This is a genomic window from Thiomicrorhabdus indica (genome assembly GCF_004293625.1).
Taxonomy (GTDB): domain Bacteria; phylum Pseudomonadota; class Gammaproteobacteria; order Thiomicrospirales; family Thiomicrospiraceae; genus Thiomicrorhabdus; species Thiomicrorhabdus indica.
In genome coordinates this window covers 2,388,969-2,413,457 of the sequence record NZ_CP033040.1, presented here as the reverse complement: position 1 = coordinate 2,413,457, position 24,489 = coordinate 2,388,969, and the positions used below count along the sequence as shown (strand labels likewise).

Genomic DNA, 24,489 nt, shown 5'->3' with positions numbered 1-24,489 from the left:
AAAACAGGATTTCGAGTAAAAATACTCGCAATGTTACGTATAAAGTTGACAGAGTTTTTTGCAGACTCCGGCAAAAAAACTTTGCCAGAGTACTGGAACGACCTAATTTGCGTTGTATTTATCGATTAAGCTCTGCTGTGAGGAAAAGTCCGGGAGGTTTGGATTAAGTTCTTTAACGGATTTATAGCAACCATCTGGCTGTAATTGCCAGGCACCGATATTATCTTCTAGATAAATGACCAAACCTTCAGTGTAAACTTGTTGGAAACATTCGTGATCAAGTACTGGGAAGCAAGTCTCTACACGTGAGAATAGGTTACGACGCATCCAGTCGGCACTTGAGCAGAACAGTTCTGGATCTTTGCCATGATTGGCAAAATAGTAAATTCGATGATGCTCTAAAAAGCGACCAATAATTGAGGTGACGGTAATGTTTTCAGACAATCCAGGTACTCCAGGACGAAGACTGCATATTCCTCGAATGATTAAATCAATTTTGACACCTGCTTGGGAAGCTTCATAAAGGGCTTCAATAACACCTTCTTCTTCTAAACCATTCATTTTGGCAATAATACGGGCCGGTAAACCTTTGCGTGCATTGTCTGCTTCTCTTTGAATGCGCTCGACCATTCCACTTTGCAATGTGAAAGGTGATTGCAGTAATTTGCTCAGGCCTTTGGTGTCGCCCAAACTTGTCAACTGCTGAAAAACTTTGGATACATCTTCTCCAATGGTTTGATTCGCGGTCAATAGACCAAAATCAGTATAGAAACGTGTGGTGATGTGATGATAGTTTCCTGTCCCAAGGTGCGTGTAGAATTTGATCTTTCCAGCTTCTCGACGAACGACATGAATCATCTTGGCATGGGTTTTATAGCCAACCACTCCGTAAACCACATGGGCACCAGCTTCCTGCAGTTTCATGGCTTGGGTAATGTTATTGTCTTCGTCAAAACGAGCACGAAGTTCAACCACTGCGGTGACTTCTTTACCATTTTGTGCTGCGCGTTCCAACGCTTTGATAATGTCCGATTTTTCACCTGTGCGGTAAAGCGTCATGCGAATAGCTAAAACCTCAGGATCCTTGGCGGCTTGCTTAAGGAAATTAATGACCGGAGCAAAAGAGTCATAAGGGTGGTGTAACAGAATATCTTTGGCGGCAATCTGTTCAAAAATACTGTCTGTTTTCTTTTGACGGGTAAACAGTTTAAATGCCTTTGTAGGAGGTAGCTTTTTAGACAGTTTTTTCGGCGTAAAAGGTTCAAATTGCAAGTCAGGACGTTGTGCCATATCAGGCACTGCATTCAATCGATGTAAATTTACCGGCCCGTGAACTTGATATAACGCTCGGCGAGTCAGTTGGAAACGGTCTAGTAAGTATTCGACCAAATGTGGAGGGCAGTTGTCTGCGACTTCTAAACGAATCGCTCCACCGTAATCACGACTTGATAGTTCTCCTCGAAGTGCACTCATAATGTCTTCGACTTCTTCTTCATCGATAAATAGGTTTGTGTTACGAGTCAAACGGAATTGGTAACACCCTGTAACAGTCATCCCTGGGAAAAGCTCCGATACGTGAGCATGAAGAATCGATGATAAGAAAACAAAATCGTTGTCACCATCGGTTGCATGGTCGGGAAGCTTGATAATACGAGGTAGAGAGCGAGGGACTGGCACAATCGCTAACCCATTGGATCGACCAAAGGCATCTTTGCCTTCAAGTGAGACAATAAAGTTCAAACTTTTATTGAGTACGCGAGGGAATGGGTGAGATGGGTCGAGACCGACTGCGCTGAAAACAGGTTGCAGCGACTCTTTAAAAAATTGGTTAATCCAGCTTTTTTGCGTGTCATTCCAGTGTGTTCGACGTAAAAAACGGATGCCTTCCTTTTGCAGTTCGGGTACTAAAATATGGTTCAAAGTCGCATATTGATCTTGCACTATGTTGTGTGCGACATCTGAAAGTTCATCAATAACCTCATTTGGATTGGCGTTATCCGGTTTGGTTCTCATATTGGGTTCGTGACTCATTTCATACAAACTAGCCAGACGGACCTCAAAAAATTCATCCATATTAGAACTTGAAATACACAGGTATTTTAACCTCTCCAAAAGAGGAATATCATCACGTTTGGCTTGTGCGAGAACGCGTCGGTTAAACTCTAAAAGGCTGCGTTCACGGTTGATAAACTTAGGATAGTCGAGTGCATCAGGTGCAGATGAGTCGTTCATGAAAGTTCCTGTTTGAAGAATGTTTTTCTGATATGAGAAAGGCCGTTTTCACGACCTTTTAATTGGTTAACTAAATAGTCGACTCTGAATAACTGTTTTAGATTTATGTGGGATGTTTAAGCAGATAGGCTCTAGGCGTGGATTGAAGATAATGGTTATTCCATTATTGAGATTCACAACAACGAGAATATCTGCTTAAACGCCCACTCGAAGGGGCTGCGCCAGTTTTCACTCCACTGCGTTAGAATGCCTTATGTTATCTAGATAGCATTTCTGCATTCTGCCTTGTTGAGTATAAAAACTGGCTTTGCCATAAATTAAACGAGTTATTCAGAATCGACTAATTATATTAGTTTAGCGTGTTTGAAAAGGCTGATTATGAATTTTAGATGTCAGTCTTCATCTTTGCTGGTATGAGAGGGGAGATTCTTAGAGTTGGAATCTGAACTTTCTACCGGCCGGTGTGATTTGCAATGACAACCGCATTCTGGGACTGGATCTACGCCTCCTGGATTGCCTGGGTGGCAAGAACTTATCCGCTTAATGGCTAGCCAACTGCCGCAAATCACTCCGTGGGTTTTCAAGGCTTCAATCGTGTAGCTTGAACAGGTTGGATAGAAACGGCAACGAGGGCCAATAACTGGGCTAATAAATAGTTGATAAAAGCGTATCAGTAAATATAGCATCCAAAAAAAGGGGTTGTATTTTTGTCCATTACGCATCGGATGATAAATCCGTTTTGGTAAGTGCTGTCTTAGCTTCAAATCCTTCAATTTCTGAAGAGGTAATTTTTTTCAGGGCGAGATGGAATTCTTCTGATTGATAGAAGCAGCGCGTTTTCTGCTCAAGCCAAGCCTCAAAGTCTTTGGCAGGAAGTGGGCGGCTAATAAAGTAGCCTTGTGCATAGTTACATTTTGCCTCTTTTAAGAATAGCAGTTGTTCAATGGTTTCAACGCCTTCAGCGACAACATTGATGTTTAAACTATGAGCTAAATTCAAAATTGCCGTGGCAATACTAATATCGTCATCATCGGTTGGCAAACCGTCTACAAAGCTTTTATCGATTTTCAAAATGCTTAGAGGGAATCGTTTTAAATAACTCAGTGATGAATAGCCGGTCCCAAAGTCATCCACCGATAAACCAAATCCTTGGTTACGAATATCGTTAAAGCGTTCGACATTTTCATCGGCATTGTCCATAACTGTGCGTTCGGTCAATTCGATTTCAAGCAATTTTGAAGGCAGTCCGGCTTTGCGCATTTTGTCATAAACGCCATCGACAAATCCTGCGAAGTTGAACTGAACGCTACTGACGTTAATAGCGATGTGGAGACCATCCATTTGCGTGTGTTGCCACTTGATGAGTTGCTGAATGCAGGTGTCGACCACCCAGTCGCCGATTTCAATAATCATTCGGCTCTCCTCAGCAATCGGAATAAATTGGTCAGGACTGATAAAGCCGAGCGATTGGTTGTTCCAACGAATTAATGCTTCAACACCAATTATTTGGCCGGATTCTAAATCCATCTGCGGCTGATAGACTAGACTGAATTCATTGTATTCCAGTGCCAGTCTCAGGTGTTTTTCAAGTAATAAGCGGCGAGAAAGTTGTTCGGTCATCTCGTTTTGATAAATTGAATAAGTGTTTTTTCCTAGCCCTTTGGCTTCATACATGGCGGTATCTGCATGACGAAGAAGGGTGTCCATATCTTTACCATGCTCAGGGTAGAAGGTGACACCAATACTGGCACTGACTTGCATTTCATTGCCATCGATGCGAATCATGCGTTGTATTTTCAACAACAGGCGTTCAAGGAGTACTTTAGTGAGGTTGTCGTCTGCGGTTTCAATTAAGATAATGAATTCGTCGCCACCAAACCTGCAGATATGATGTGGACAATGTGCGCCTTGAATCGTGTTGACGATTCTTCGAGCAATCACTTTTAATAGCTCATCACCAATGCTGTGACCAAGGGTATCGTTGATCTGTTTGAAGCCATCCAAGTCAATAAAGTACACGCTAAAATCGGGTGTGTTTGGGCGATTTAATAGACTTTCAAAATTCTGTTTAAATAGAACCCGGTTTTCTAGGTTTGTCAGAGGGTCGTAATACGCCAACTGCTTGATTTCAGATTCCGTTTGTCTTTGATAGGTGATGTCTTGGATAAATAGACTGATCTCTTCGGTATCATTGACGGATAAAATCGAGTAAGAAATCTCAACCAGAATACGTTTTTTGTCCCGATTGAGCAGGTAAAGTTCCAATAATTTTTCATTGAATGTTAAAGCTTTACCGGCCGGTGAATCTTTTGAAAATAATTTAAGCAGTTTTTGCTCTACTGGGTCTTGTAGGTTATTTTCTGAAAGCTGTGTAAAAAGTTGAATCAGTGACTGACCGATCATTTCGTCATAGTGATAGCCAAACAGTTCTTCGCAGCGAGGGTTCCAACTTAGAATCTCACCTGATTTATTGGTGATAATCACCGCATCATGTGACGTATGCAAAATTTCTTCTAGGCGTGATTGCATTTTGAATAAGCGTTTCGTGTAAGTTCCAAACACGCTAATGACGAAATTCAGTAATAAGAATAGCAACCCACCGATTGCTCCCCATAAGGTGGCAGAAATCACATCTAATGCGTTTTGATCCCAGTTTGCGACGATTTTTAAACGGATGGTATCGCGCAACGCTGAAATACTGATTTCATTTGTGAAATGAAAATTGTCAAAAAAATTGAAAATCAATGAATCGATGAGGCTTCGATCTTCAGTGGAGAGGTGAGAAAGATCGCGGTAAATCGGCCAGTAATGTTTTAGTGGGTGATGGTCAATTCGTAAATCGATTGACTCTAAAAAAGCAATTTCTGAGTTAGCAGCTTGTTCGATAAACGGTGAAATGTTGAAAAACAAGAAGACGCTACCAATGACATTTTCCGCACGCTCTTCAGCAGTCAGACTGCTTGGCGGTGTCGTGTAAATCGGGTGGTTGAGTAACACCAGTTGTTGGTCAGTCATTAGGGCTCTTAACCAGTAGAGTCCCATGCTGTTCTGTTCGACTTGATTTGCAAACTCATGCTGCAAGGTTGGCAAACTAAATAAATCTTCCCCCAAATAAACGGAGTGCTGCGGACTCATGGGTAATACTTGTGTGACGGCTAAATAGTCGTTGGTGAAATTCGTGGATGATTCTTGGAAGAGTTGCTTGTTTTGAATTCTAAATGATTCATAGCCTCGATTATGTTGCTGTTGGATAAACGCATTCAGATCGCTATCTTTAAGTTTTTTTGCAATTCCAAATGCATCTATATAGGGGTGTTGTGGGATTAGGCTTTGCGCAAAGTGGCTAAAGTCACTGTCTGATTTAACCACTTGGCTAGAGTAATAGTGTGCCAGTGCCTTGATTAATGTTTCAGTGCTTTGCTCTTCTAACAAAAAACGCTTTTCAAGAAGGTGTGTGTTTTCAACAAAGTTGAGTTTGGCTTCGTTATACTGCCAATAGATTTGGAGGGCGAAAAAAACGATAAAACTAAAGAAGATCCCCAAAAAAGCAAATCCGTTAAGGCTTAAGTCTCCCAGTGATAACTTGTCAAGTTGGTGACGCTGTTTCATGGATGCAAACCTTTCTCTTCTTGGGTTGCACTTGACGGAGGTTGGAAGCTACGAGCTTGTTTAAGAAGGCTTCCAGAGAGTGGGGGTTCCAGCTCTTGGATTAAAGATTCATTTTTCCAAAAGGTAAATTTCTGGTTCGGCACGACGGATAAGTATTGAATGGGAACCCCTTTTAAAATTTCAACGGCAGTCAATCCTGCCCATTCACCTTGCTCTTCTGGAACTTTAGTATAGCCGATGGCTGCATAATCCATCATCCATTTCTGGGTGGCAGCAGTGACTTTTCGGGTATGTGTTTTTACCCATTCAATATTTTCTTTTCGATTCCATTGAGGGAAAGCTGCGTTATTCCCCAAAATAATAAAATCGACTGTTGGGTCATTTTGCAATTTTGTAAAAATCTGTTTCCAGTCTTCTTCGGATTGCACGCGATAGGCAGAGCTTTTGGGTAATTGAAGCTCTTTAATGAGGCTGTGGAATTCTGCAATGTTTTTTGCCGCAGTGGTTCCTGTAGTCGTTAAGTAGGCAATATGGCTTTTCCCAGGATATTCACGGAATAAGATTTGGAAAAGGTTGCGATAAGGGGAGGTTTCAATCATGCCGGTGGTATTACGATAAGGTAATCCGTAGTTGCCACCGCTATTGTTGACCCCACAAAATACAAATGACGTTGTGATGTTACGGTAATGTTCTTTTAAAACGTATTGCACTGCATTGTCATCGGAAACAATGACGAGACTAGGATTAATGTTCTCAATAAAGTCTTTAGCTTTATCACCAGCGGCTTTTAATTGCTCAAAACTCGAGAGTTTTTTAGAGTTCATGTAATGAGTTTTGATCGTACAATGGTTTTTTAAGGTTTTTTTCAGTGACTTTTCCAGTCTGTCTTGCCATTCATAGCCAGGAGCGTAGGAGGCGATGTATGCGCAGATTTTAGATGCTTCGTTTCCCGGTTTTTGTGGTAGGTTGCTTGCAATCGACGCATCGCTCCAAGAGGAAGAAGGCGCTACGAGCAATACGGTCAAAACTGATAGGAAAAAAAATCTTAGTTGAACAAACATAAAAACAAATGGGGAAGCCTTGAAAAAAAACATGCAAACATCATAGCGAGCTTTTCCACAAAAGAAAATTCCAGATTGCATTTGATTGTCTACTTTTCATCATTATGAGTGATTCGTTGAGTGGAATAAAGCAAAAGTTATTAAACTCCTGTGTGTTTAAAGGCGTTTAAATAAGTAGCTATTGTCAAGGCTATAAAAGAGTCGTGGGCGCTGATTAGGCTTGAGAGTTTCCCTAAAAACGAGTAATCTCTAGAGCGTGTTGACAACTCACAAACTAGACTCTGTTTAAATGAATTTTATGAAGCCAATAAAGCTGAAATTTATCAATAGAGTAAAGTCAACGTTGACAATGCTCAGACCCAATTTCTTTACCGGCCGGTAAACAACCAACGGTTGACACTTTTACGACAGAGGAAGCACTTATGGCAAAAGCACCGACATCAATTTTAATCAAACGCGCTACGATGGTGAATGAAGGTGAAAGTAAAATCACGGACGTACTCGTCGAAAATGGTCGTATTGCGAAGATTGCTGACGTCATTGATGCGCAGGTGGAGCAAGTCATTGATGCCAGCGGTTTACATTTGTTGCCAGGGTTTATTGATGATCAGGTGCATTTTCGTGAGCCAGGTTTAACTGATAAAGCGGATATTGCAACAGAATCTAAAGCGGCGGTTGCAGGTGGCACCACGACATTTATGGAGATGCCAAATGTGAAGCCTCCTACTGTCACAATCGACTTGTTGGAAGAAAAATATGCGATTGGGGCAAAAAAATCTTGGGCGAACTATTCTTTCTATTTTGGTGGAACCAACGATAACGTTGAAGAGATTAAAAAAGTCAATCCTCGTAATGTCTGTGGTGTGAAAGTGTTTATGGGATCTTCCACAGGAAATATGTTGGTTGACCAAGAAGAAGCGTTACGCGGTATTTTTACACACAGCCCAACAATTATTGCGACGCACTGCGAAGATACGCCGATGATTAAAGAACGTGAAGCGCAATGGAAAGAGAAGTTTGGTGAAGATATACCGGCCGGTGAACATCCTAAGATTCGTTTCCATGAAGCCTGTTATAAGTCTTCTTCCATGGCGGTAAAACTCGCTAAGGAAACGGGGGCGCGTTTGCATATTTTGCACATTACGACGGCGGATGAGTTAGAACTGTTTGAACCGGGTCCAGTAAAAGGTAAAAAAATTACGGCAGAGGCTTGTACGCACCATCTTTGGTTCTCGGACGCGGATTATGAAAGCAAAGGACATTTCATTAAATGTAACCCAGCAATCAAAACGCAAAAAGATCGAGATGCAGTGCGACAAGCATTGATTGATGGACGAATTGATGTGGTAGCAACGGATCATGCACCGCACTTGGAAGCAGAAAAACACAATCCATATTTTTCGGCACCTGCCGGTTTGCCTCAGGTGCAAAAATCACTGAATGTGTTGTTGGATTTGGTTGATCAGGGAGTGTTCACACTTGAACAAGTGGTTGAGAAAATGGCGCACAATGTGGCAGACCTGTTTGAAATTGAAGAGCGCGGATATATCCGTGAAGGTTATTGGGCAGATTTAGTCTTAGTTGATCTGAACAAGCCGCATGTTGATAAAAAAGACGAGGTGCTTTACAAGTGCGGTTGGTCACCATGGGAAGGCCATAAGTTTACCAATAGTGTGATTGGTACAATTGTTTCCGGGGAGTTGAAATACTACATGGGAGAGTTTGCCGACTTTACACCGGGACAACGTTTACTGTTTAATCGATAATTACCACTATGCTTCGCTCTTTTGATAGGGTTTAGGAGAATTAAATGTCAATGATGCAATCTATTAATCCTGCTACGAATGAACTGTTGGCAGAGTTTGAAACGTGGGATGATGAAACGGTTGATTATGTCATCACTCAAGCCGGTTATATGTTTGCTGATTGGGGAAAGTTAACGCCCATTGAGGACCGTTGTTTATTAATCAAACGTGCAGCGGATACGCTACGTGATGATGCTGAAATTTTGGCTGAGTTGATCACTCTAGAAATGGGTAAAACCCATCGGGAAGCTTTGGCAGAAATCGAAAAATCAGCATGGCTTTGTGAATATTACGCAGAAAATGGACCTTCTCATTTAGCGGATGAAATGATTGAAACCGATGCATCCAAAAGCTATGTGGCGTATTTGCCGCTGGGAGTCATTTTGGGTGTGATGCCATGGAATTTTCCTTTTTGGCAAGTTTTCCGTTTTGCGGTGCCTGCATTGCTTGCTGGGAATACCGCTTTGCTTAAACATGCATCCAATGTTCCTCAGTGTGCTTTGGCGATTGAAGAAGTTTTTCGTAAGTCGGGATTCCCCGATCATACTTTCTCGAATTTAATGATTGGCTCGGATAAGGTTGAGCAGGTGATTCGCCACAAAATGGTACGCGGTGTTGCTTTGACCGGTTCTGAAAATGCAGGGCGTAAAGTGGCTGCGATTGCCGGATCTGAACTTAAGAAAACGGTTTTAGAATTGGGTGGTTCAGATGCGTTTATTGTTTTAGAGGATGCTAATTTCCGTGAGGCGGTGGATGCTGCGGTCAAAGGGCGTTTTCAGAATATGGGCCAAAGTTGTATTGCCTCTAAACGCTTTATTGTCGATCAGATGCAAGCCGACAAATTTATTGAAATGTTTAAAGAAGCCGTTGAGTCGCATTTCGTGGCAGGAAATCCTATGGAGAAATCGACTACGCTTGCACCGATGGCGCGCCAAGATTTATTGGATGAATTGCATGATCAGGTCATGAGGTCTGTGGAGCTTGGGGCGAAAATTGTCACTGGCGGTTATCAGTTAGACCGCGAAGGTTGCTACTATGCGCCAACCATCTTGACAGATGTTACATCGAATATGCCAGCATTCAGTGAAGAATTGTTTGGCCCTGTCGCTGTTGTTTTGAAATCATCAGAGCCAGCTCATGCATTAGGCATCGCGAATGGCGTTGATTTTGGATTGGGCGGTTCAATCTTTACAACGGATATGGCTACGGCCGAAACCATGGCTCGGGGAATGGAGTCCGGTGCGACATTTGTGAACAGTATTTCTTTTTCTGATCCAAGAATGCCGTTTGGAGGGATTAAAAATTCTGGGTATGGCCGAGAATTATCTGCGCAAGGAATTCGTGAGTTTACGAATATTAAGTCGATTTGGATGAAGTAGTTGGCGACACAAAGCATTTATTTTTTCAAAAGCTTCGAACACCAGGATGGTGTAAGAGAGCTCCCAAGGATGGGTTGATAGCGTCTTTTGAAAAAAATGATAAATGTTTTGAGAGAAGTTTTTACCGGCCGGTAATGTTTTAAAGCACGTAAATTTCGGTTTACGTGCTTTTTTGTTAGATTTTATTTGGAGAAGTCTGTGTTTGATTTATGGTTAAAGACGCTGAGTGATATAAAGGAACCGGCTATTTTATGGCGATTATTTATTCCATTCGCCGCTGCGATTGTTATGGTCTCTTTAATGGGCTATGGAATTTTTGGTTTTTTGATTTTCAGTGATGTGGTCACACAAAACCCTCTTGTGATGCAGTTTGACGAATGGCAGACAGCGGCTGAATCAACGATTGGTGCAATTCCATTTGTGGGTGGGGTTTTGTTGTGGATTATCGGCTTTTTAGCCGCTGTGGTTGCCGGTGTTTTGGGTGTGCTTTTAGGAAGTTATTTGGTACTTCTATTTGCAATGATTATTACCGGTTTTATGACCGATTCTTTAGTTAAAGTGGTGCGAGATAAACATTACCCCGGTCTGGATTATGTGGGGCATGGATCAACTCTTGATATGCTTTGGAAGCTGCTCAAGTTTGGTTTGCTGATGTTATTGTTATTTTTAGTGACAATTCCAATGTTGTTTATTCCGGTGGTGAATATTGTTTGGTTCTGGTTGCTTGGTTTCCTATTTTTCCGTTATTCGGTGATTTTGGATGTCGGTCAGGTGATTTTGCCTCAGGCGCGTTTTGAAGAAACCAAAGGTATGACCAATTGGGCGCCAACGAACTTTCTGGGAAGTCTGTTTTTGTTGAGTAACTTTCCACTCGCAGGTTTATTTATGCCTGTGTTAGGTGTGATTGGTATGGCACATTATTATTTTGATGATTTGTCGAAGTTACCAAAAGAAGAACAGAAAAGTTCAGGAGAGGCTTGATAAAGTTTGTCGGAGCTAACCAGCTTAGGGTCTGTTGACGTTAAGCTGGTTTCTAAACAGAGTAAAGCTTATTTTTTAGCTTTTTTCTTCTTGGTCTTTTTAGATTTCTTAGCGTTTTTTGCCTGTTTTTTCAGTGCGTCTTTAATGCTAAAGTTAGGTTCTAAGCCTTTTATCTTGGCGTGAGGTAATTTTTGGTTAAGGTGATATTCAATCCGTTGTAGGTTTTGAATTTCATGACGTTCACATAAGCTCATAGCCACGCCCACATTGTGACCACGACCCGTTCGGCCAATGCGGTGAATATAAATGTCACCTCGTAGCGGAATATCAAAGTTAATGACATGTGTAATATGAGTCATATCCAATCCACGTGCTGCAACATCCGTTGCGACAAGAATTTTAATTCTGCCACTTTTGAATTTGTTCATTTTTTCCAGACGGACTGCCTGAATAAAATCGCCATGGAGCACATCCGCATTCACGTCCTGTGAACGCAGCCAATCGGTGATTTCCACTGCTTTGTCTTTCTTGTTGGAGAAAACTACCGCACTTTGACAGCTATCATCTTTCAATAGTTCAAGAAGAAGTTGCTGTTTGTGTTCCTTGTCATTTGCCAAATAGATATATTGTTCAACTTTTTCTGACTGTTGGTTAGGTGGGTTGATTTGAATCTCTTCTGCATTGTCCAAAATGTCTTCGGCAAACTTACGCACACCACTTCCTGAAAGGGTGGCAGAGAAAAGGCCTGCTTGGAAATCTTCTGGAATGGCCTCAAGTAAGGATAATACAGTGGGGCCTTGACCCATATCCAGCATGCGATCTGCTTCATCGATAATGACCATTTCAACATCGGATAAGTTCAGCGCTTCTTCTGCCATAAGTTTAGTCAAGCGCCCCGGAGTCGCCGTCAAAATATCGCAAGGGGCTTTGAGTTTTTGCACCTGTTCAGCGTAATTAAAACCGCCGGTGATAATTGTTGAAGGAATCTCGCAAAAATGCCCTAACTGTTTGATGACTTTGTGAGTTTGGAAAGCAAGTTCACGTGTTGGCGATAAAATCAAAACTCGTGGATGTTTCGCAGGGCGTGGTTCGTCCAAAAGAAACTGCAGCGCAGGCAAAACAAATGCCGCAGTTTTTCCTGTTCCTGTTGCAGCGCCAGCTAAAACGTCTTGGCGCTCAAGCATGACCGGTATAGCCGCTTCTTGAATCGGCGTTGGCTTTTTAAAGCCAAGATGTTCAATCGCGGCAAGGAGTTCTGAGTCAAGGTGTAGTTCTTCAAATGTCATGGGCTGAGTTCATTTTGCTAGGAATCGGATACCGGCCGGTTAATTTTAAAAATTTACCGGCCGGTGGAATTATTTTAAATCTTTATGAGAGAAAATTTCAGTAGATAGCGTTGTAAAAGGTTTATTCGTACTTTCTTGAACAGGTGCCGATAGCCATGGACGGTTATCGACAAGCGAACAAAGAGGTTGAACAGCGTAAAATCCAGTATTCGTTGTTACTCATCGCTTGCTTAGAGTGACTAAGCGGCACAATGAGTACCCAAAGGGCATAAATGCCTAGACTACCGAATTTTTATGCCGCAACAGAGTCAAATATGAATTGTCAACAGACCCTAAAGATCTAATGCTTTATCTTATAACAAGGGTTGTAGTCACTGCTATCGAGTTTCATGCGTTTTTGTTCAATAAACGCGTTCAGCAGTTTATCCATCGCTTGCATAATTTGCGGATCACCGCTTAGCTCGAATGGGCCGAATTGTTCAATTTGACGGATTCCTTCGGCTTTGACGTTCCCTGCAACAATGCCTGAAAATGCTTTTCGCAGTTGGCTTGCTAGGATGTGCGGTGGTTGGTCTCGGCTTAAGTTAAGTCCGCTCATGGATTCATGCGTTGGAATAAACGGCGTTTGTTGGTCGAGTTCCAATTTGAGTCGCCAGTTGAAGTAATAAGCATCACTGCTGCGCTTTCGGTCTAGACGAATTTCTTCCATGGCGCTTTTCATTCGTGTGGCAATATCTCGTGGGTGCTCAACCATGACTTCGAGATGGTCACATGCAACGGTACCAATGGTGTCGCACAAAAACTCCGTGATTGCATTGAAGTAATCACGACTGTCGTGACCGCCACTTAGAATCACTGGCATGGGAAGTTCTTGATTTTCAGGATGAAGACGAATGCTCAACAAATAAAGCAATTCTTCCATGGTGCCAGCGCCACCCGGAAGAATAATAATGCCATGGCCTAAGCGAACAAATGCTTCCAGGCGCTTTTCAATGTCCGGCATAATGCATAGCTCGGTTACGAAGCCGTTTGGCGCTTCAGCAGCAATAATACCTGGTTCAGAAATGCCGATATAACGCCCTGTTTTAATGCGTTGCTTGCCATGACCAAGAAGTGCGCCTTTCATTGGACCTTTCATGACACCGGGACCGCAGCCGGTACAAATATCCAAGCCACGCAGACCGAGTTCATAGCCTAAATGTTTCGAGTATTGATATTCACTTTCGGGAATCGAATGACCGCCCCAGCAGACGACAATATTAGGGATGCTGTTTAAGTGAAACAAATCCGCATTGCGAGCGATATGGAAAATTGCATTGGTTATGCCGGCTGAGGTGTTTAAATCAAACTGCCCCTTTTCGAGAATGTCGTTGCGTGCGTAAAGTAAGTCACGAATCACTGAAAATAGATGCTCTTTTAATCCTTCAATCAGTTGGTTGTCGACAAATGCATGGCGCGGAGCATTGGATAAGGTGAGTTGTACACCACGGCCTTTAACACCGACTTCGATCTTAAAGTCTTTGTATTTATTGAGCAGTGCTAGACCGTTATCTTCTTTTGCTCCAGTGTTTAAAACCGCTAAAGTGCATTGACGCAATAATTCATTTAGACCGAGTTCACCCATATCACACAGCTGATAAGCTTCTTGGTGGGAGAGTATTTGCAAGGAGCCGCTTGGACGGATAATGATTTCGGATATATCAGTATTCATAAGTACTATTCATTGTTAGATTCGGTAAACTGTTGCCATTCAAATTAAAGGAGAAAGCTTGTGAGAAAGAAGCGAGCCTTTGAAGAAGGGTTTTTGATTATTCTTCTATTATTAGCCATTGTCGGTCTCATTTGGTTGTTCCAGCCATTTTTGGAAGCGCTATTTTTTGCGATGATTTTAGCAACTGCCAGCTATCCTTACTACCAAAAACTTTTGGTGCGGTTTCAAGGTGGGAAAACCTCGGCTGCTGGAGTTATGAGTTCGATTGTGTTTGTTGTGGTATTGGCGCCTGTAAGTTATTTGTTGGTGGAGGCCAGTTTACAACTAGGCCATTTTTATTCTCAGGCTCAAGCATGGTTAGCACAGCAAAACACGGAAAGCCTATTGGAGTTAAATCGAGAGGCTTTAGCTTATTTGCCAATTAGCGAGTCAGCGCAAGCGAATGCTTTGGAACAGTTGAAATCTCACTCTGCTAGTATTTTAGCATTCATTCAAAAAGCGACATTGGTATTGTTGCAGGGTGTGTTAGGTACAACGTCATCGTTTATTGCCTTTATTGGCTTATCACTCTTTGCATTGTTTTTCTTTTATCGAGACGGTCATGCGATTGCCAAACATATAAAGCTGCTTTCGCCTTTAGAGAACCGTTTTGATCAGATGATTATGAATCGCTTCTCAAGTTTGTCGAATATTTTGACGCTTAGTGTCCTAGGAATCGCGGTGTTACAAGGTTTGTCGTTTGCAATTTTGGCTTGGTTTTTAGGATTGCCGGGGATGTTTATTGGTATGGCCATCGCTGTGACTTCTTTTATTCCCATTGTCGGTGCAGCACTGGTTTGGATTCCGATGGTTGCTTATCTTTTTTTGCAAGGTGAGGTGGCCAGTGCGATTGTGGTGGTAGTTTGGGGTGTTGTTGTGACGGGTTTCTTAATCGACAATATTGCCCGGCCGGTCATGATTCAATATTTAAGCAAAAATTTAGGGTCAGCTGGGCAGGACTTAGCCGTTGCCAACCATACCTTGATTACGGTTTTATCAACCTTTGCAGGTTTGATTCACTTTGGCGTGATTGGATTATTCTTCGGCCCTGTACTCGCGGCGATGGCCATAACCATTTTTGATGTTTATGAAGCGATGAACAGAGATCGATTGGATAATACTTAGCATATTGGAGGGCTGTTTTATTTCATTCAGTCTTCTCGTAATTTTCTTCCGGTAAAGCAAAATTCAAGTACTTCAGGTGGTGCAAACGCTTTTAGGCGCTGGAGGTTTAATTTAAATTCATGAGTAATATTGTTTGGCATATCTAAACGAAAGTTGATATTGCTATTTTCTTTGAGTCCTTTGTTAATGGCTTGGTGAAAAGCGCGGCTTAAATCATTGTTCCGATTGCTGGTGAATTCTGGAATATTGTCATAGACGATGCTACTAAAAAATCGCATCTGCAAAGAACCGGCCGGTAAGGTTTGGTTTAGCGGCTTTAGCCATTTTGAAAGGTTTCGGTTTTGGCCGCCAACGCTCACTTGATCCTGATAGGTTTTGTCATTGACTGCCAAGCGAATAGGTCGTTTTTCATCGTAAACAAAACCGTGTTTTGCGTATTTCTTGGAGTCATTATGATATTTACCGTCTTCTTGGATTGTGCTTTCATCCTCTAAAAATGCGACATTGACATTGGTGAAGTAAGGTTGGCATCTAAGTAAAAAAGCTTTTTCGGTTAAGAAGTCTTGCGGTAAATAAATAAGATTCGCGAACTCAATTTCATCACTGAAGTCATCATATTCATATTCTAAAAACCAAGCGTCTTTCGGCCAGTGGCTATTTTCAAAATCACTCTCTTGTCCCGCTTGAAGTGAGAAAGGTGTTGTGAGAAGACTGAAGAAAACGATTGTGAACAGTATTTGAAACTTGAAGACAAGGAAATGGTTTAGTGACAACATAAAGACTTCCAGAGTGTTACTTAAGAATAAAAAAAGCTCTAAGATTATTCAGAGTCGACTAAATAATCTTAGAGCCTTTATTTTGTCTGAGTCTTTCACTGAGTTTATGCAAATTCAATGAAAGTTTTTTATGACCGGATGAGGTTTATATCACCAAAGACTATTTCATGGGATCCATGAAGTTCGGTTCGTCGGAATAACCTCCGTCTATGCCTTTGGTAACAATCGCCACAGCATCGTGAGGGTGTAAACTTTCAAGGTGGTTTACACGTACCCAGAAGTCTAAGTAATGATCTCGTTCATCTAATGCTGTTTGCAGACGACGTGAGGCATCCTCGCAGAACATTAGATTTGATGCATTCAAGCGTGCAAATTCCTGTTCATCTTCCCGTTTAACGGCGGCTTGAACAGGTGTTTGTAAAGCATTTTCGATGTCATTAATGAGATCAGATAAAACCAAGGTGTCTTGATTGTTAACTTTAACCTTTACTTGAGCATACGAACGTTGGCTGTGTGGCGTAGCACAAATGCCTTCTGGTGTACCAAGCCATTGCATGACCTCATCGTAGTTAACCTGCTTGCCATCAAATTGGGCTTGGAAAGCTTCCTGAATCAATTGACGAGACAGTGCGGCTGAACATGGGCATGTTGATGAATAAGGCACTTCAATGGATACTTCACAGCTGAATTCACCCTCTCGCATTTCACCACGAATGGTTGTAGGGTAATGTTTCCAACCACTGTTTGAGCTTTTCAATGAGTTACGGCGTTCATAGTAGTCAAATTTGAATTCAACAAATGCGTTAGTGCTTAGATCAACATGAGACTCAATGAATTTACTTAAAATTTCTTCAACGCGTTTAGGTGTTAAAGCTTCTTGAGTCGCCATTTGATCCAATAAAAGATATAAGCGCGACATATGAATGCCTTTGCTTAATGGATCATTTAGATTGACATAGGCTTGGGTGAGTGAGGATAGGCGAACGGTTTGAGATTTATCCGTTCCTTGTTGGACTAAAACTGGCAGTTCAATGCCGCTCATTCCGACCCAGTTGAGTTTTCCTTGTGGGCCTTGGTGCGGCTGACAAGCGATATCGGGCATGTTCTTTGTCATGCAATTTCCTTCGACTTTGTAAAAGAGGGCGTTTATGAGCCTTAAGAAACTAAAAAAGAATTCTTTAGGCGCTGGCCGACTTTGCAATTTTTAAAATAGCAACCGAGTTTATCAAACTTTTTTGCATGCAATGCAGTAATATTCAATTTTGTTAATAGGTATTTACTATCAAGAATGTATGCAATCTAAAAATGATTTCAGTAAAGAAAGAATACCGGCCGGTAATTCGTTTTCCGAATGATTGGTGTGTGTTTTGTTTTCAAGCGTTGAGGGCTCTGTTTCAGAGGTTAGATAGAAAGGTGAGCTGACTTCTGGATTGAGCAGTAGTTCAATTCGACTATCTTGTCGCCACGCAAAATCTGAGAGGGAAAGTTGTGATCCTTGCCATTGTAAAAGTTGCCAGTTCTTTCCTGTTCGAACCAATCCTTTCGCTCGAATAAGTTGTTCTGAGTGTTGGTTAAAAAAGTTTTTAAGTTGCACGCGATTGAATTGAGTTCTGCTGTCAAAAGAGAGTCCAAGAGCAAGTATTTGTTTTGAGCGGGCACTAAGTTGCACCGAAATGTTTTGAAGTTGATGGTGGTTTGAATGTAGTTGGAGAGTCTGTAAGGGTTGGTCCAAATGTGAACTTTCGCGAATTTTAAATGCAATAGGCGGCAACTCAATCAAGGTTTGTAAATTGAGTGCATCATAGCTGTACCAAACTTTAGTTTTTTTTGGGTAGAGCTGTTCAACGATTTTCAGAGCTTGTTGTACCTCTTCTTTTGAGGCAAGGTCTGTCTGGGTGAGCAAGATAATATCACTCAAATTCGCAATATCGCGCATGACGGCAGATTTTTGCCAGCGTTCTGGTGTTAATTGTTTTGGCGTTAATGTGGCTAAAGTGGTTCTTAATTGAACTTGCGGTGTCTGGTTTAAGGTGTCAATTATACCGGCCGGGTGCCCTAAACCAGTCGGTTCAATCCAGAGTTTATCAAGTTGTTTCTGTTGGTTGATAAAGTTTTGAATAGCTTGGCTGAGCTGATGGCCTGCAGTGCAACAAATGCAACCGCCTTGAACGGTGGTGATAATGACATTTTGAATTTCAGCTGCTTGCAGTAGCTTGTCATCAAGACTGATTTCACCAAATTCATTGATTAAGATGCCCCAGATTTCATTTTTGGGTTTTTGCTTGAGCAGTTCTAAGAGGGTGGTTGTTTTGCCGCTGCCAAGTAAGCCGGTTATTAAATAGGTTGGTATGGGATTCTTTGAAGAGGTTTCTTTTGATTTTGGACGAGACGCGGTTAGGATGAGCGGTTTTTGTACTGACGTAGATGAAATATCTGCCATATAAACTCTTTTGTTTACAACTCAAAGAATTCCTTTTGTAACCGGCCGGTGCTCTTTGAGTTGAATGGAATGTTCTAACAGGATTTAGTCGGGGAGGTCTTCTCCACCGAGTAAATCATCGACAATCTTTTGGCGTTTAATAGGGACTCCTAATCTCTCACAGACTATTTTGGCATCGCGATAGGCGTTTCCTAAACAAGTGGTTGCTCCAGGTGAGGGGGTCATATTGAAAATTAGGTTTTCATTTTCAGGCACAATGCTCGCTTCACCAAGTTTCAATTGCATGGTGGTTTTGTCAATGACTTGTGGGCGAAGACCGCCAATGCCAGATGCATATTCCAAATCTTGCGGTTTTACATCAGGTAAAAACTTTTGAACATCTTTAGCAAAAAGGCGTCTGCGTAACCATGGGATTTCAAAAGCAAAGTTACGGAAAATATAGTTACGAATGGTTTTGTCTTTCATTAAATCCCAGAAAACTTTAATGACTTTGCGATCAAGTTTGAGAGATTTCCAGAAATCGAGATAGGTTCCACCGGTGTAACGTTCTAATTTTGGAAGTACCAAAGCGGTAGGTCCAATACGTGTTTTGCTCAGTTCGACTAGATCAGGGTCTCCGTGTAATGCAGCAAAAGGCAGTTTGTCGTTTTGCATGGTATAAACCTTACCATTGAGCATTTTTGGTACGTAGTAGAAACTTCCTGCCATAGGCAAAATGGACATGTCTAAACCATAGCCCACTTGGTTGGCCAGTAATAAACTATGCCCCCCAGCAGAAACCACCACAAATTTTGCTTTGAAGGTACCTTGGTTGGTATCTAACTCATAACCTTCGACCGTTTTACGGATGTTTTGGACTTTGGTGCTTAGAGAAACTTTTAAATTAGCCGAACCTTTGCGGGCTTCAGCAATTAAAGCCTTAGACATATTGCCGTAGTTGACGGCGGAGTATTCATTCGTGCAACCGGAGGCTAAGATTTTTTCTGGACGCGGTTTTCCGTCTTTTAACGCAACTGCGGGTTCAACTTCAGCAATTTTGTCGGCATCCCAGAGTTCCATGTAAGGGAAGTCTTCAGCAAAATCATGATGACGTTTTTCAAGGCGTTCGCACTCTTCGTCGCCAACGGCTAGAATCATTTTGGGGAATTTATAGAGAAAATCATTTTTTTCAACTTGGTCGGCGAAATGAACCACCATGTTGGCTTGTTTTTTCACCAACTTGGCTTTTTCAAGAGTGTAGTTAGTCTCGATGTCACCACAGTGAAGTGTCTGGCTGTTTGCACGTGCATTGGAGTTGAGAGGGGACAGAGTTTCATACTTTTCAAGAATGCCGATGGTTTTAACATCTGAATATTTTGAAAGCATGTAAGCAAGTGCTGAACCACTGATTCCGCCACCGACAATAGCCACATCAAGATTTCGATTTTCCATTTCTGAGCAAAGTCTCTATAAATTTAGAAGCCGAATATTATAAAAAATAATTGGCCTCTATAGGAGACAATTCTCATAGGTTAAGATTTTTTTCATGTTTTGAGTAAGTTTTGTAGGGCTTGCGTTGCATTTGGATAGAGGAATTGGAATCCCTGCTCTTGCAGTCGAGTTGGTACTACAGCTGAGCTGTGGGTTAGAACTTGTGCTCCTTCCCCAAACATGAGTTTGAGTTGCCAGAGCGGTAGTGGTAAAAAACATGGCCGGTTAAGGGTATTTGCAAGGGCTTTTGCAAAGTTGTGCTGTGTCAGTGGATTGGGTGAGGTTATATTGAATACCCCTTGTAATTTTCGGTTGGCGATTAGAAATTCAAAAGCGTTGACTAAGTCATCAATATGGACCCAGCTAAAACATTGATTACCGCCAGCGACTGGACCGCCTAGGCCTAATTTGAAAGCCGGCAACATCTTTGAAAGTGCGCCTTGAGATTTATCGAGCACGACACCAAAACGGGTGATTACGAGCTTGTCTGAAGGGCAAAAAGTTTTGGCAGCATCTTCCCAAGCAAGTGATAAGTCGGCTAAAAATCCTGTTCCTGGTTGTGTATCGTTTTCATCTAGAGGCTGGTCGCAATGGTTCTCTGGATAAAAGCCAATGGCAGAGGCGCTGAAGATGCGTTGAGGCGGTGTTTCCAATTTTTTAATTGCGGTACTGAGCATTTTGGCTGTTTTGACACGGCTATCCCAGAGTTCTTGTTTGTAGGTTTTATTCCAGCGTTGGCCAATATTTGCACCGCTTAAAAAAATAATCAGTTGTGCTCCACGAATGCTTTGCAGTAGAGTGTCTTCAGAGTCAAAGGCACTTCTGCCATAAGTGTTAACTTTGTGTTGCTTAGAAAGTTGTTGTTTTAAGGCTTGTCCGACGAGGCCGGTTCCACCGAGGATGCAAATATTCATAATTACCTCAACAATTCAGACTTTGGCAAAGTCATGATCTTAAAAATCATTAAACTCTATTGTATAGGGTTTGTATAATAATGTGTACAGTTGCTTTGGTTAAATCGTCGTTTTAAAGGAATTTTCAATGTTAGAAAATGCGGTATTGATTACTGGCGCGTCCCGAAGAGTGGGATTGTTTTTGGCAGAAAAGTTTTTAACCCGAACAGATTATCCGGTGATAGTGACGTATCGCACCCAATGTCCAGAAATTAAGCGATTAAAAAATTTAGGCGCTTTAGTGTTTCAAGTCGATTTAACAGATAAAGATGAACTCTTTCAGTTTGTTCAAGCGTTTCTGAAACAGGTTAAAAGCTTGAGATTACTTGTTCATAATGCATCTATATGGGCGGATGATGAGCGAGTCACAAAAACACCTGAATTATTCGAACAGATGGTGACATTACACCAACAAGTGCCTTGGTATTTAAATTTTGCGTTTAAGCCGTTGTTATATTCTTGCTCCGAAGAGAAATCTGACATTGTTCATTTAACAGATAGTCGAGTGACTATGGGAAGTGGGCAATACTCAGCGTATTTATCGACTAAGGCAGGATTGGAAAATTTAACTAAAAGCTTTGCGATTCAGGTTGCGCCAAAAGTTAAGGTGAATAGTATTGCTCCAGGGTTGTTGATGTTTCATCCTGATGATTCTCAGGCTTATCGTTCCAAACGCTTAAACGAACAACTTTTGCCGCATGAGCCTGGGGCTGTCGTGATTTGGCAAGCTATTCAATCATTGATGAATAATGATTATGTAACAGGAGTAAGTTTACCTGTGGATGGTGGTGTGCGTTTGGCCTAAGTTGAATGCCTTATGAGGATGTTCGTTTGTCATAAAAAAAATTTCTGAAAGTGGTTGTAAATAACTCAATGCAAAATTAATGGTTACCTACCGGTAGAAAGTGAGAGAAAAGAATGAAAAAGCCTGAATTTCCGCGTTTACGTATCGCTTTATCCGATTGTTTATATGGGTCTGAATGCCGTTATAACGGTGGGCACGCACAGTATGATTTTGTGCGATATGAGTTGTCGAAATATGCGGATTTTTTCCGCTTTTGTCCTGAGGCGGCTGTAATGGGAACTCCACGTGAAACGATTCGACTGGTGGATGTTGAAAATCAAATTCGAGTCATTGGGCCTAAATCCGGAACCGATTACACGGAAGGCTTGCAATCCTATACAGATAAAAAAATCGACTTTCTGGAAAAACAAAATTTAGATGGCGCGGTGGTGAAATCTCGCTCTCCAAGCTGTGGTTTGGAACGAATTAAAGTTTACCGTCCGACGGGAGAATGGTTTGGTTCTCAAGATCCAATGGATCAAGGGTTGTTTACTAAAAATTTACAGCAACGCATTCCAAATTTGTTTGTGGAAGAAGAAGGTCGTTTGCAAGATGCGTGGTTGCGGGAAAATTTCATGTTGAACTTGTTTACCAAAGCGCGTTGGCGAGAGTTTGTAGAGCAGATGAATGAGGCGCCGAAAATCAAAGCGTTTCAGGAGTTTCACCGTGATCATAAGTATTTGTTGCTTTCCAAAGATGAGCAGCTATATCGTGAAATGGGCAAAATCGTTGCTAAGACGACAAAAGAGAATTTGACAGAACAGCTTGAGGCTTATGAAAAAGCACTCAATATTTTGTTACAGGAGAGAGCGTCTAAAGGCAAAATGGTCAATGTGATGCAGCATATGTATGGCTATTTTAAAGATCAGGTGACGCCAGCAGAAAAGCAGTTGTTTACTGAAACATTGGAAGAGTTTCGAAAAGGGATTGTGCCATTTATCAGTGTTATGAAACTTTTGGAGCAGTTTATTAATCACTATGGCTCTGAGTATTTGGAAACCCAGTGGATAATCCATCCATATCCTTCAGAGCTAGCATTGCGTTCCAAAACAACGGCATATCGTTAAGCTAAAGAAACGTTATAGAAAAACACCGGCCGGTAAAAATAAACCGGCCGGTGTGTTTTTTATTGGTCTTGCCGTTCTTTTCTAAGTGAGTCTTTCAATAAGGACACCCGAGGGCTTTGGCATTGGCTTTCACTGTCGCGCGTTCAGCTTCGTCTGCTTGTGCATCAAAGCCTTCTCTTTCATACCAACCTTGCGTATGCTGCAAAATTAAATCAGCCAATGCGTCTGCATGATCCGCTCGGTCGTTCAGGCATTTAATATAGCCAAAACTTTCGCCACCATGCTCTTCAAAGTATTCGCGGTTTTCTTCCCCAATTTCTTCAATAGTCTCCAAACAGTCAGCAGAGAATCCAGGGCAAATGACTTGCACATTTTTAATCCCTTCCTCTGTTGGAAGAGCTTTCATCGTTGCATCGGTATATGGTTTAATCCACTCTTCTTTTCCGAATAAAGATTGGAAGGTCACTCGATATTCATCTTTGTTTAGCCCAAGTTCATCAGCAACTAATCGAGACGTGATGTGGCACTCACAGTGATAAGGATCGCCATTATCTAAATAGCGTTGTGGCACACCGTGATATGACATGACGAGTAATTCAGGTTTGCCGTGTTCTGCTTGATATTCACGAATACTATTGGCTAAAGCTTTAATGTAGCCAGGGTGGCGATGGTAGTTACGAACAAATCGTAGTTCCGGTACCCAGCGCCAAGTTTGCAGTTCTGCAGAGACGGCATCTAGCGTTGATGCAGTGGTGGCTCCTGCATATTGAGGATAAAGAGGCAATACTAAGATTCTTTGGCAGCCTTTTTCATGAAGCTCTCGTAAAGCCGATGCAATGGAAGGGTTGCCATATCGCATACCTAAAGCAAATTCCACACGGCCACTAAAGTGAGGGCGAACTCGTTCTTCAATGGCGGCAAGTTGGCGTTCAGTAATTCTCAGAAGTGGTGCCCCTTCGCCTTCTGAGTTCCAGACGGTTTCATAAGCTTCGGCAGATTTCGCCGGCCGGGTATTCAAAATGATGCCATTCAGGATAAGTTTCCATAACCATCGAGCTGGTGGTGGTTCAACAACACGAGGATCTTCCAAGAATTCTTTCAAGTAGGGTTTTAGTGCTTGTTTGGTTGGCGCATCAGGGGTTCCAAGGTTTGTGATTAGAATTCCTGTTGCAGTTGATTCGCCATGCTCAAAATGGCTACGTCCGTGATAATACATAGCGGCTCCGGTTATTGATTTTATTTTTGTCGATTGTATAGGTTTTGTATAAAAGCTCAAGTGTTTTACTGAAAAGGGAACTTGAATTGGTTAGAAAGCATGTTTTGGGCGGAGGCAATATTTTTATATGCGAGTGGGCATAAAAAAGCCCGACTAAATCGGGCTTAAAGTGTTTTTAGGTGTTTAAGGCAGTCGTTTATTAATCGTCTTCGCGGTAGTCCGCATCACAAATTTTAAGTTTTCGTGAGCGTTTTGCGATGTCTGGATCAATACGGAATGCGTAGGCCACCATTTCAGGCCATACTTCGTTGATTTTTTCGATGTTTGAAGATTTCATTGTGTTTGTACCGTTTAGAAAACGGAAGAAAGCACTTGGAGTGATGCCGGCTACTTCTGCAACACGGTGTTTGATAATGCCTTTGTACTCAATGTACTGCTTTACGCGTTCGTTAAATGTCATATTTTCCCCCTAATGACAGTTATCGACCATTTAAT

At 41.9% G+C, this 24,489-nt stretch carries 19 protein-coding genes; 6 read left to right on the top strand and 13 right to left on the bottom strand.

Annotated features, from left to right (window positions below; translation table 11 throughout):
• Nucleotides 1-102 precede the first annotated feature (102 nt).
• From ppk1 to D9T12_RS10530, 4 genes are all read right to left on the bottom strand, one after another.
• Nucleotides 103-2,232 (bottom strand): polyphosphate kinase 1, encoded by a 2,130-nt coding sequence (gene ppk1 / locus D9T12_RS10545; protein WP_130538134.1) that lies wholly within the window; start codon nt 2,230-2,232, stop codon nt 103-105.
• A 392-nt stretch (nt 2,233-2,624) separates the two neighbouring features.
• Nucleotides 2,625-2,954, bottom strand: a complete 330-nt coding sequence (gene yidD / locus D9T12_RS10540; RefSeq protein WP_420824241.1) for a membrane protein insertion efficiency factor YidD — start codon at nt 2,952-2,954, stop codon at nt 2,625-2,627.
• Complete coding sequence (locus tag D9T12_RS10535; RefSeq protein WP_130538133.1) at nt 2,947-5,841, bottom strand: bifunctional diguanylate cyclase/phosphodiesterase; 2,895 nt, start codon at nt 5,839-5,841, stop codon at nt 2,947-2,949. The genes yidD and D9T12_RS10535 overlap by 8 nt, the downstream gene beginning before the upstream one ends.
• The gene (locus D9T12_RS10530) at nt 5,838-6,983 is read right to left on the bottom strand and encodes an ABC transporter substrate-binding protein (protein ID WP_165395098.1); all 1,146 of its coding nucleotides are present in this window, start codon (nt 6,981-6,983) and stop codon (nt 5,838-5,840) included. Before D9T12_RS10530 ends, D9T12_RS10535 begins: the two co-directional genes overlap by 4 nt.
• Nucleotides 6,984-7,324: 341 nt before the next feature.
• Here D9T12_RS10530 and D9T12_RS10525 point away from each other — a divergent pair, with 341 nt between their 5' ends.
• The 3 genes from D9T12_RS10525 to D9T12_RS10515 all read left to right on the top strand — a co-directional run bounded on the left by D9T12_RS10525 (nt 7,325) and on the right by D9T12_RS10515 (nt 11,067).
• Nucleotides 7,325-8,668, top strand: coding sequence for a dihydroorotase (locus D9T12_RS10525; protein WP_130538131.1), 1,344 nt, complete (start codon nt 7,325-7,327; stop codon nt 8,666-8,668).
• Nucleotides 8,669-8,712: 44 nt separating this feature from the next.
• On the top strand, nt 8,713-10,086 hold the full coding sequence (locus tag D9T12_RS10520) for an NAD-dependent succinate-semialdehyde dehydrogenase (protein ID WP_130538130.1): 1,374 nt from the start codon (nt 8,713-8,715) through the stop codon (nt 10,084-10,086).
• A 198-nt stretch (nt 10,087-10,284) separates the two neighbouring features.
• Complete coding sequence (locus D9T12_RS10515) at nt 10,285-11,067, top strand: EI24 domain-containing protein (protein ID WP_130538129.1); 783 nt, start codon at nt 10,285-10,287, stop codon at nt 11,065-11,067.
• Nucleotides 11,068-11,135: 68 nt separating this feature from the next.
• Here D9T12_RS10515 and D9T12_RS10510 read toward each other — a convergent pair whose 3' ends face one another.
• Both D9T12_RS10510 and ppnN read right to left on the bottom strand, forming a co-directional pair.
• The gene (locus D9T12_RS10510) at nt 11,136-12,353 is read right to left on the bottom strand and encodes a DEAD/DEAH box helicase (protein ID WP_130538128.1); all 1,218 of its coding nucleotides are present in this window, start codon (nt 12,351-12,353) and stop codon (nt 11,136-11,138) included.
• A 340-nt stretch (nt 12,354-12,693) separates the two neighbouring features.
• Nucleotides 12,694-14,064, bottom strand: coding sequence for a nucleotide 5'-monophosphate nucleosidase PpnN (gene ppnN, locus D9T12_RS10505; RefSeq protein ID WP_130538127.1), 1,371 nt, complete (start codon nt 14,062-14,064; stop codon nt 12,694-12,696).
• Between the two features lie 60 nt (nt 14,065-14,124).
• Between ppnN and D9T12_RS10500 the strand changes: the two genes are divergently transcribed.
• On the top strand, nt 14,125-15,228 hold the full coding sequence (locus D9T12_RS10500) for an AI-2E family transporter (protein WP_130538126.1): 1,104 nt from the start codon (nt 14,125-14,127) through the stop codon (nt 15,226-15,228).
• Nucleotides 15,229-15,254: 26 nt separating this feature from the next.
• On the opposite strand, the gene D9T12_RS10495 is transcribed toward D9T12_RS10500, so the two are convergent.
• The 5 genes from D9T12_RS10495 to D9T12_RS10475 form a co-directional block, all read right to left on the bottom strand.
• Nucleotides 15,255-16,004 carry a hypothetical protein gene (locus tag D9T12_RS10495; RefSeq protein WP_130538125.1) on the bottom strand — a complete coding sequence of 250 codons (750 nt, stop codon included), beginning with the start codon at nt 16,002-16,004 and terminating at the stop codon, nt 15,255-15,257.
• Between the two features lie 160 nt (nt 16,005-16,164).
• Nucleotides 16,165-17,118, bottom strand: a complete 954-nt coding sequence (gene folE2, locus D9T12_RS10490) for a GTP cyclohydrolase FolE2 (protein WP_130538124.1) — start codon at nt 17,116-17,118, stop codon at nt 16,165-16,167.
• A 168-nt stretch (nt 17,119-17,286) separates the two neighbouring features.
• Entirely contained in the window at nt 17,287-18,444 is a 1,158-nt protein-coding gene (locus D9T12_RS10485) for a CobW family GTP-binding protein (RefSeq protein WP_130538123.1), read from the bottom strand.
• An 84-nt stretch (nt 18,445-18,528) separates the two neighbouring features.
• Nucleotides 18,529-19,875 carry an FAD-dependent oxidoreductase gene (locus tag D9T12_RS10480; RefSeq protein WP_130538122.1) on the bottom strand — a complete coding sequence of 449 codons (1,347 nt, stop codon included), beginning with the start codon at nt 19,873-19,875 and terminating at the stop codon, nt 18,529-18,531.
• A 92-nt stretch (nt 19,876-19,967) separates the two neighbouring features.
• Nucleotides 19,968-20,828 carry a TIGR01777 family oxidoreductase gene (locus tag D9T12_RS10475; RefSeq protein WP_130538121.1) on the bottom strand — a complete coding sequence of 287 codons (861 nt, stop codon included), beginning with the start codon at nt 20,826-20,828 and terminating at the stop codon, nt 19,968-19,970.
• A 127-nt stretch (nt 20,829-20,955) separates the two neighbouring features.
• On the opposite strand from D9T12_RS10475, the gene folM reads away from it, so the two are divergent.
• Both folM and D9T12_RS10465 read left to right on the top strand, forming a co-directional pair.
• The gene (folM, locus tag D9T12_RS10470) at nt 20,956-21,672 is read left to right on the top strand and encodes a dihydromonapterin reductase (RefSeq protein WP_130538120.1); all 717 of its coding nucleotides are present in this window, start codon (nt 20,956-20,958) and stop codon (nt 21,670-21,672) included.
• Nucleotides 21,673-21,785: 113 nt separating this feature from the next.
• The gene (locus tag D9T12_RS10465) at nt 21,786-22,778 is read left to right on the top strand and encodes a YbgA family protein (RefSeq protein WP_130538119.1); all 993 of its coding nucleotides are present in this window, start codon (nt 21,786-21,788) and stop codon (nt 22,776-22,778) included.
• A 94-nt stretch (nt 22,779-22,872) separates the two neighbouring features.
• Here the strand turns inward: D9T12_RS10465 and hemH are convergent, their stop codons facing one another.
• Nucleotides 22,873-23,994, bottom strand: coding sequence for a ferrochelatase (gene hemH, locus D9T12_RS10460; RefSeq protein ID WP_130538118.1), 1,122 nt, complete (start codon nt 23,992-23,994; stop codon nt 22,873-22,875).
• A 199-nt stretch (nt 23,995-24,193) separates the two neighbouring features.
• The gene (locus D9T12_RS10455; RefSeq protein ID WP_130538117.1) at nt 24,194-24,454 is read right to left on the bottom strand and encodes a hypothetical protein; all 261 of its coding nucleotides are present in this window, start codon (nt 24,452-24,454) and stop codon (nt 24,194-24,196) included.
• Between the last annotated feature and the right edge of the window lie 35 nt (nt 24,455-24,489).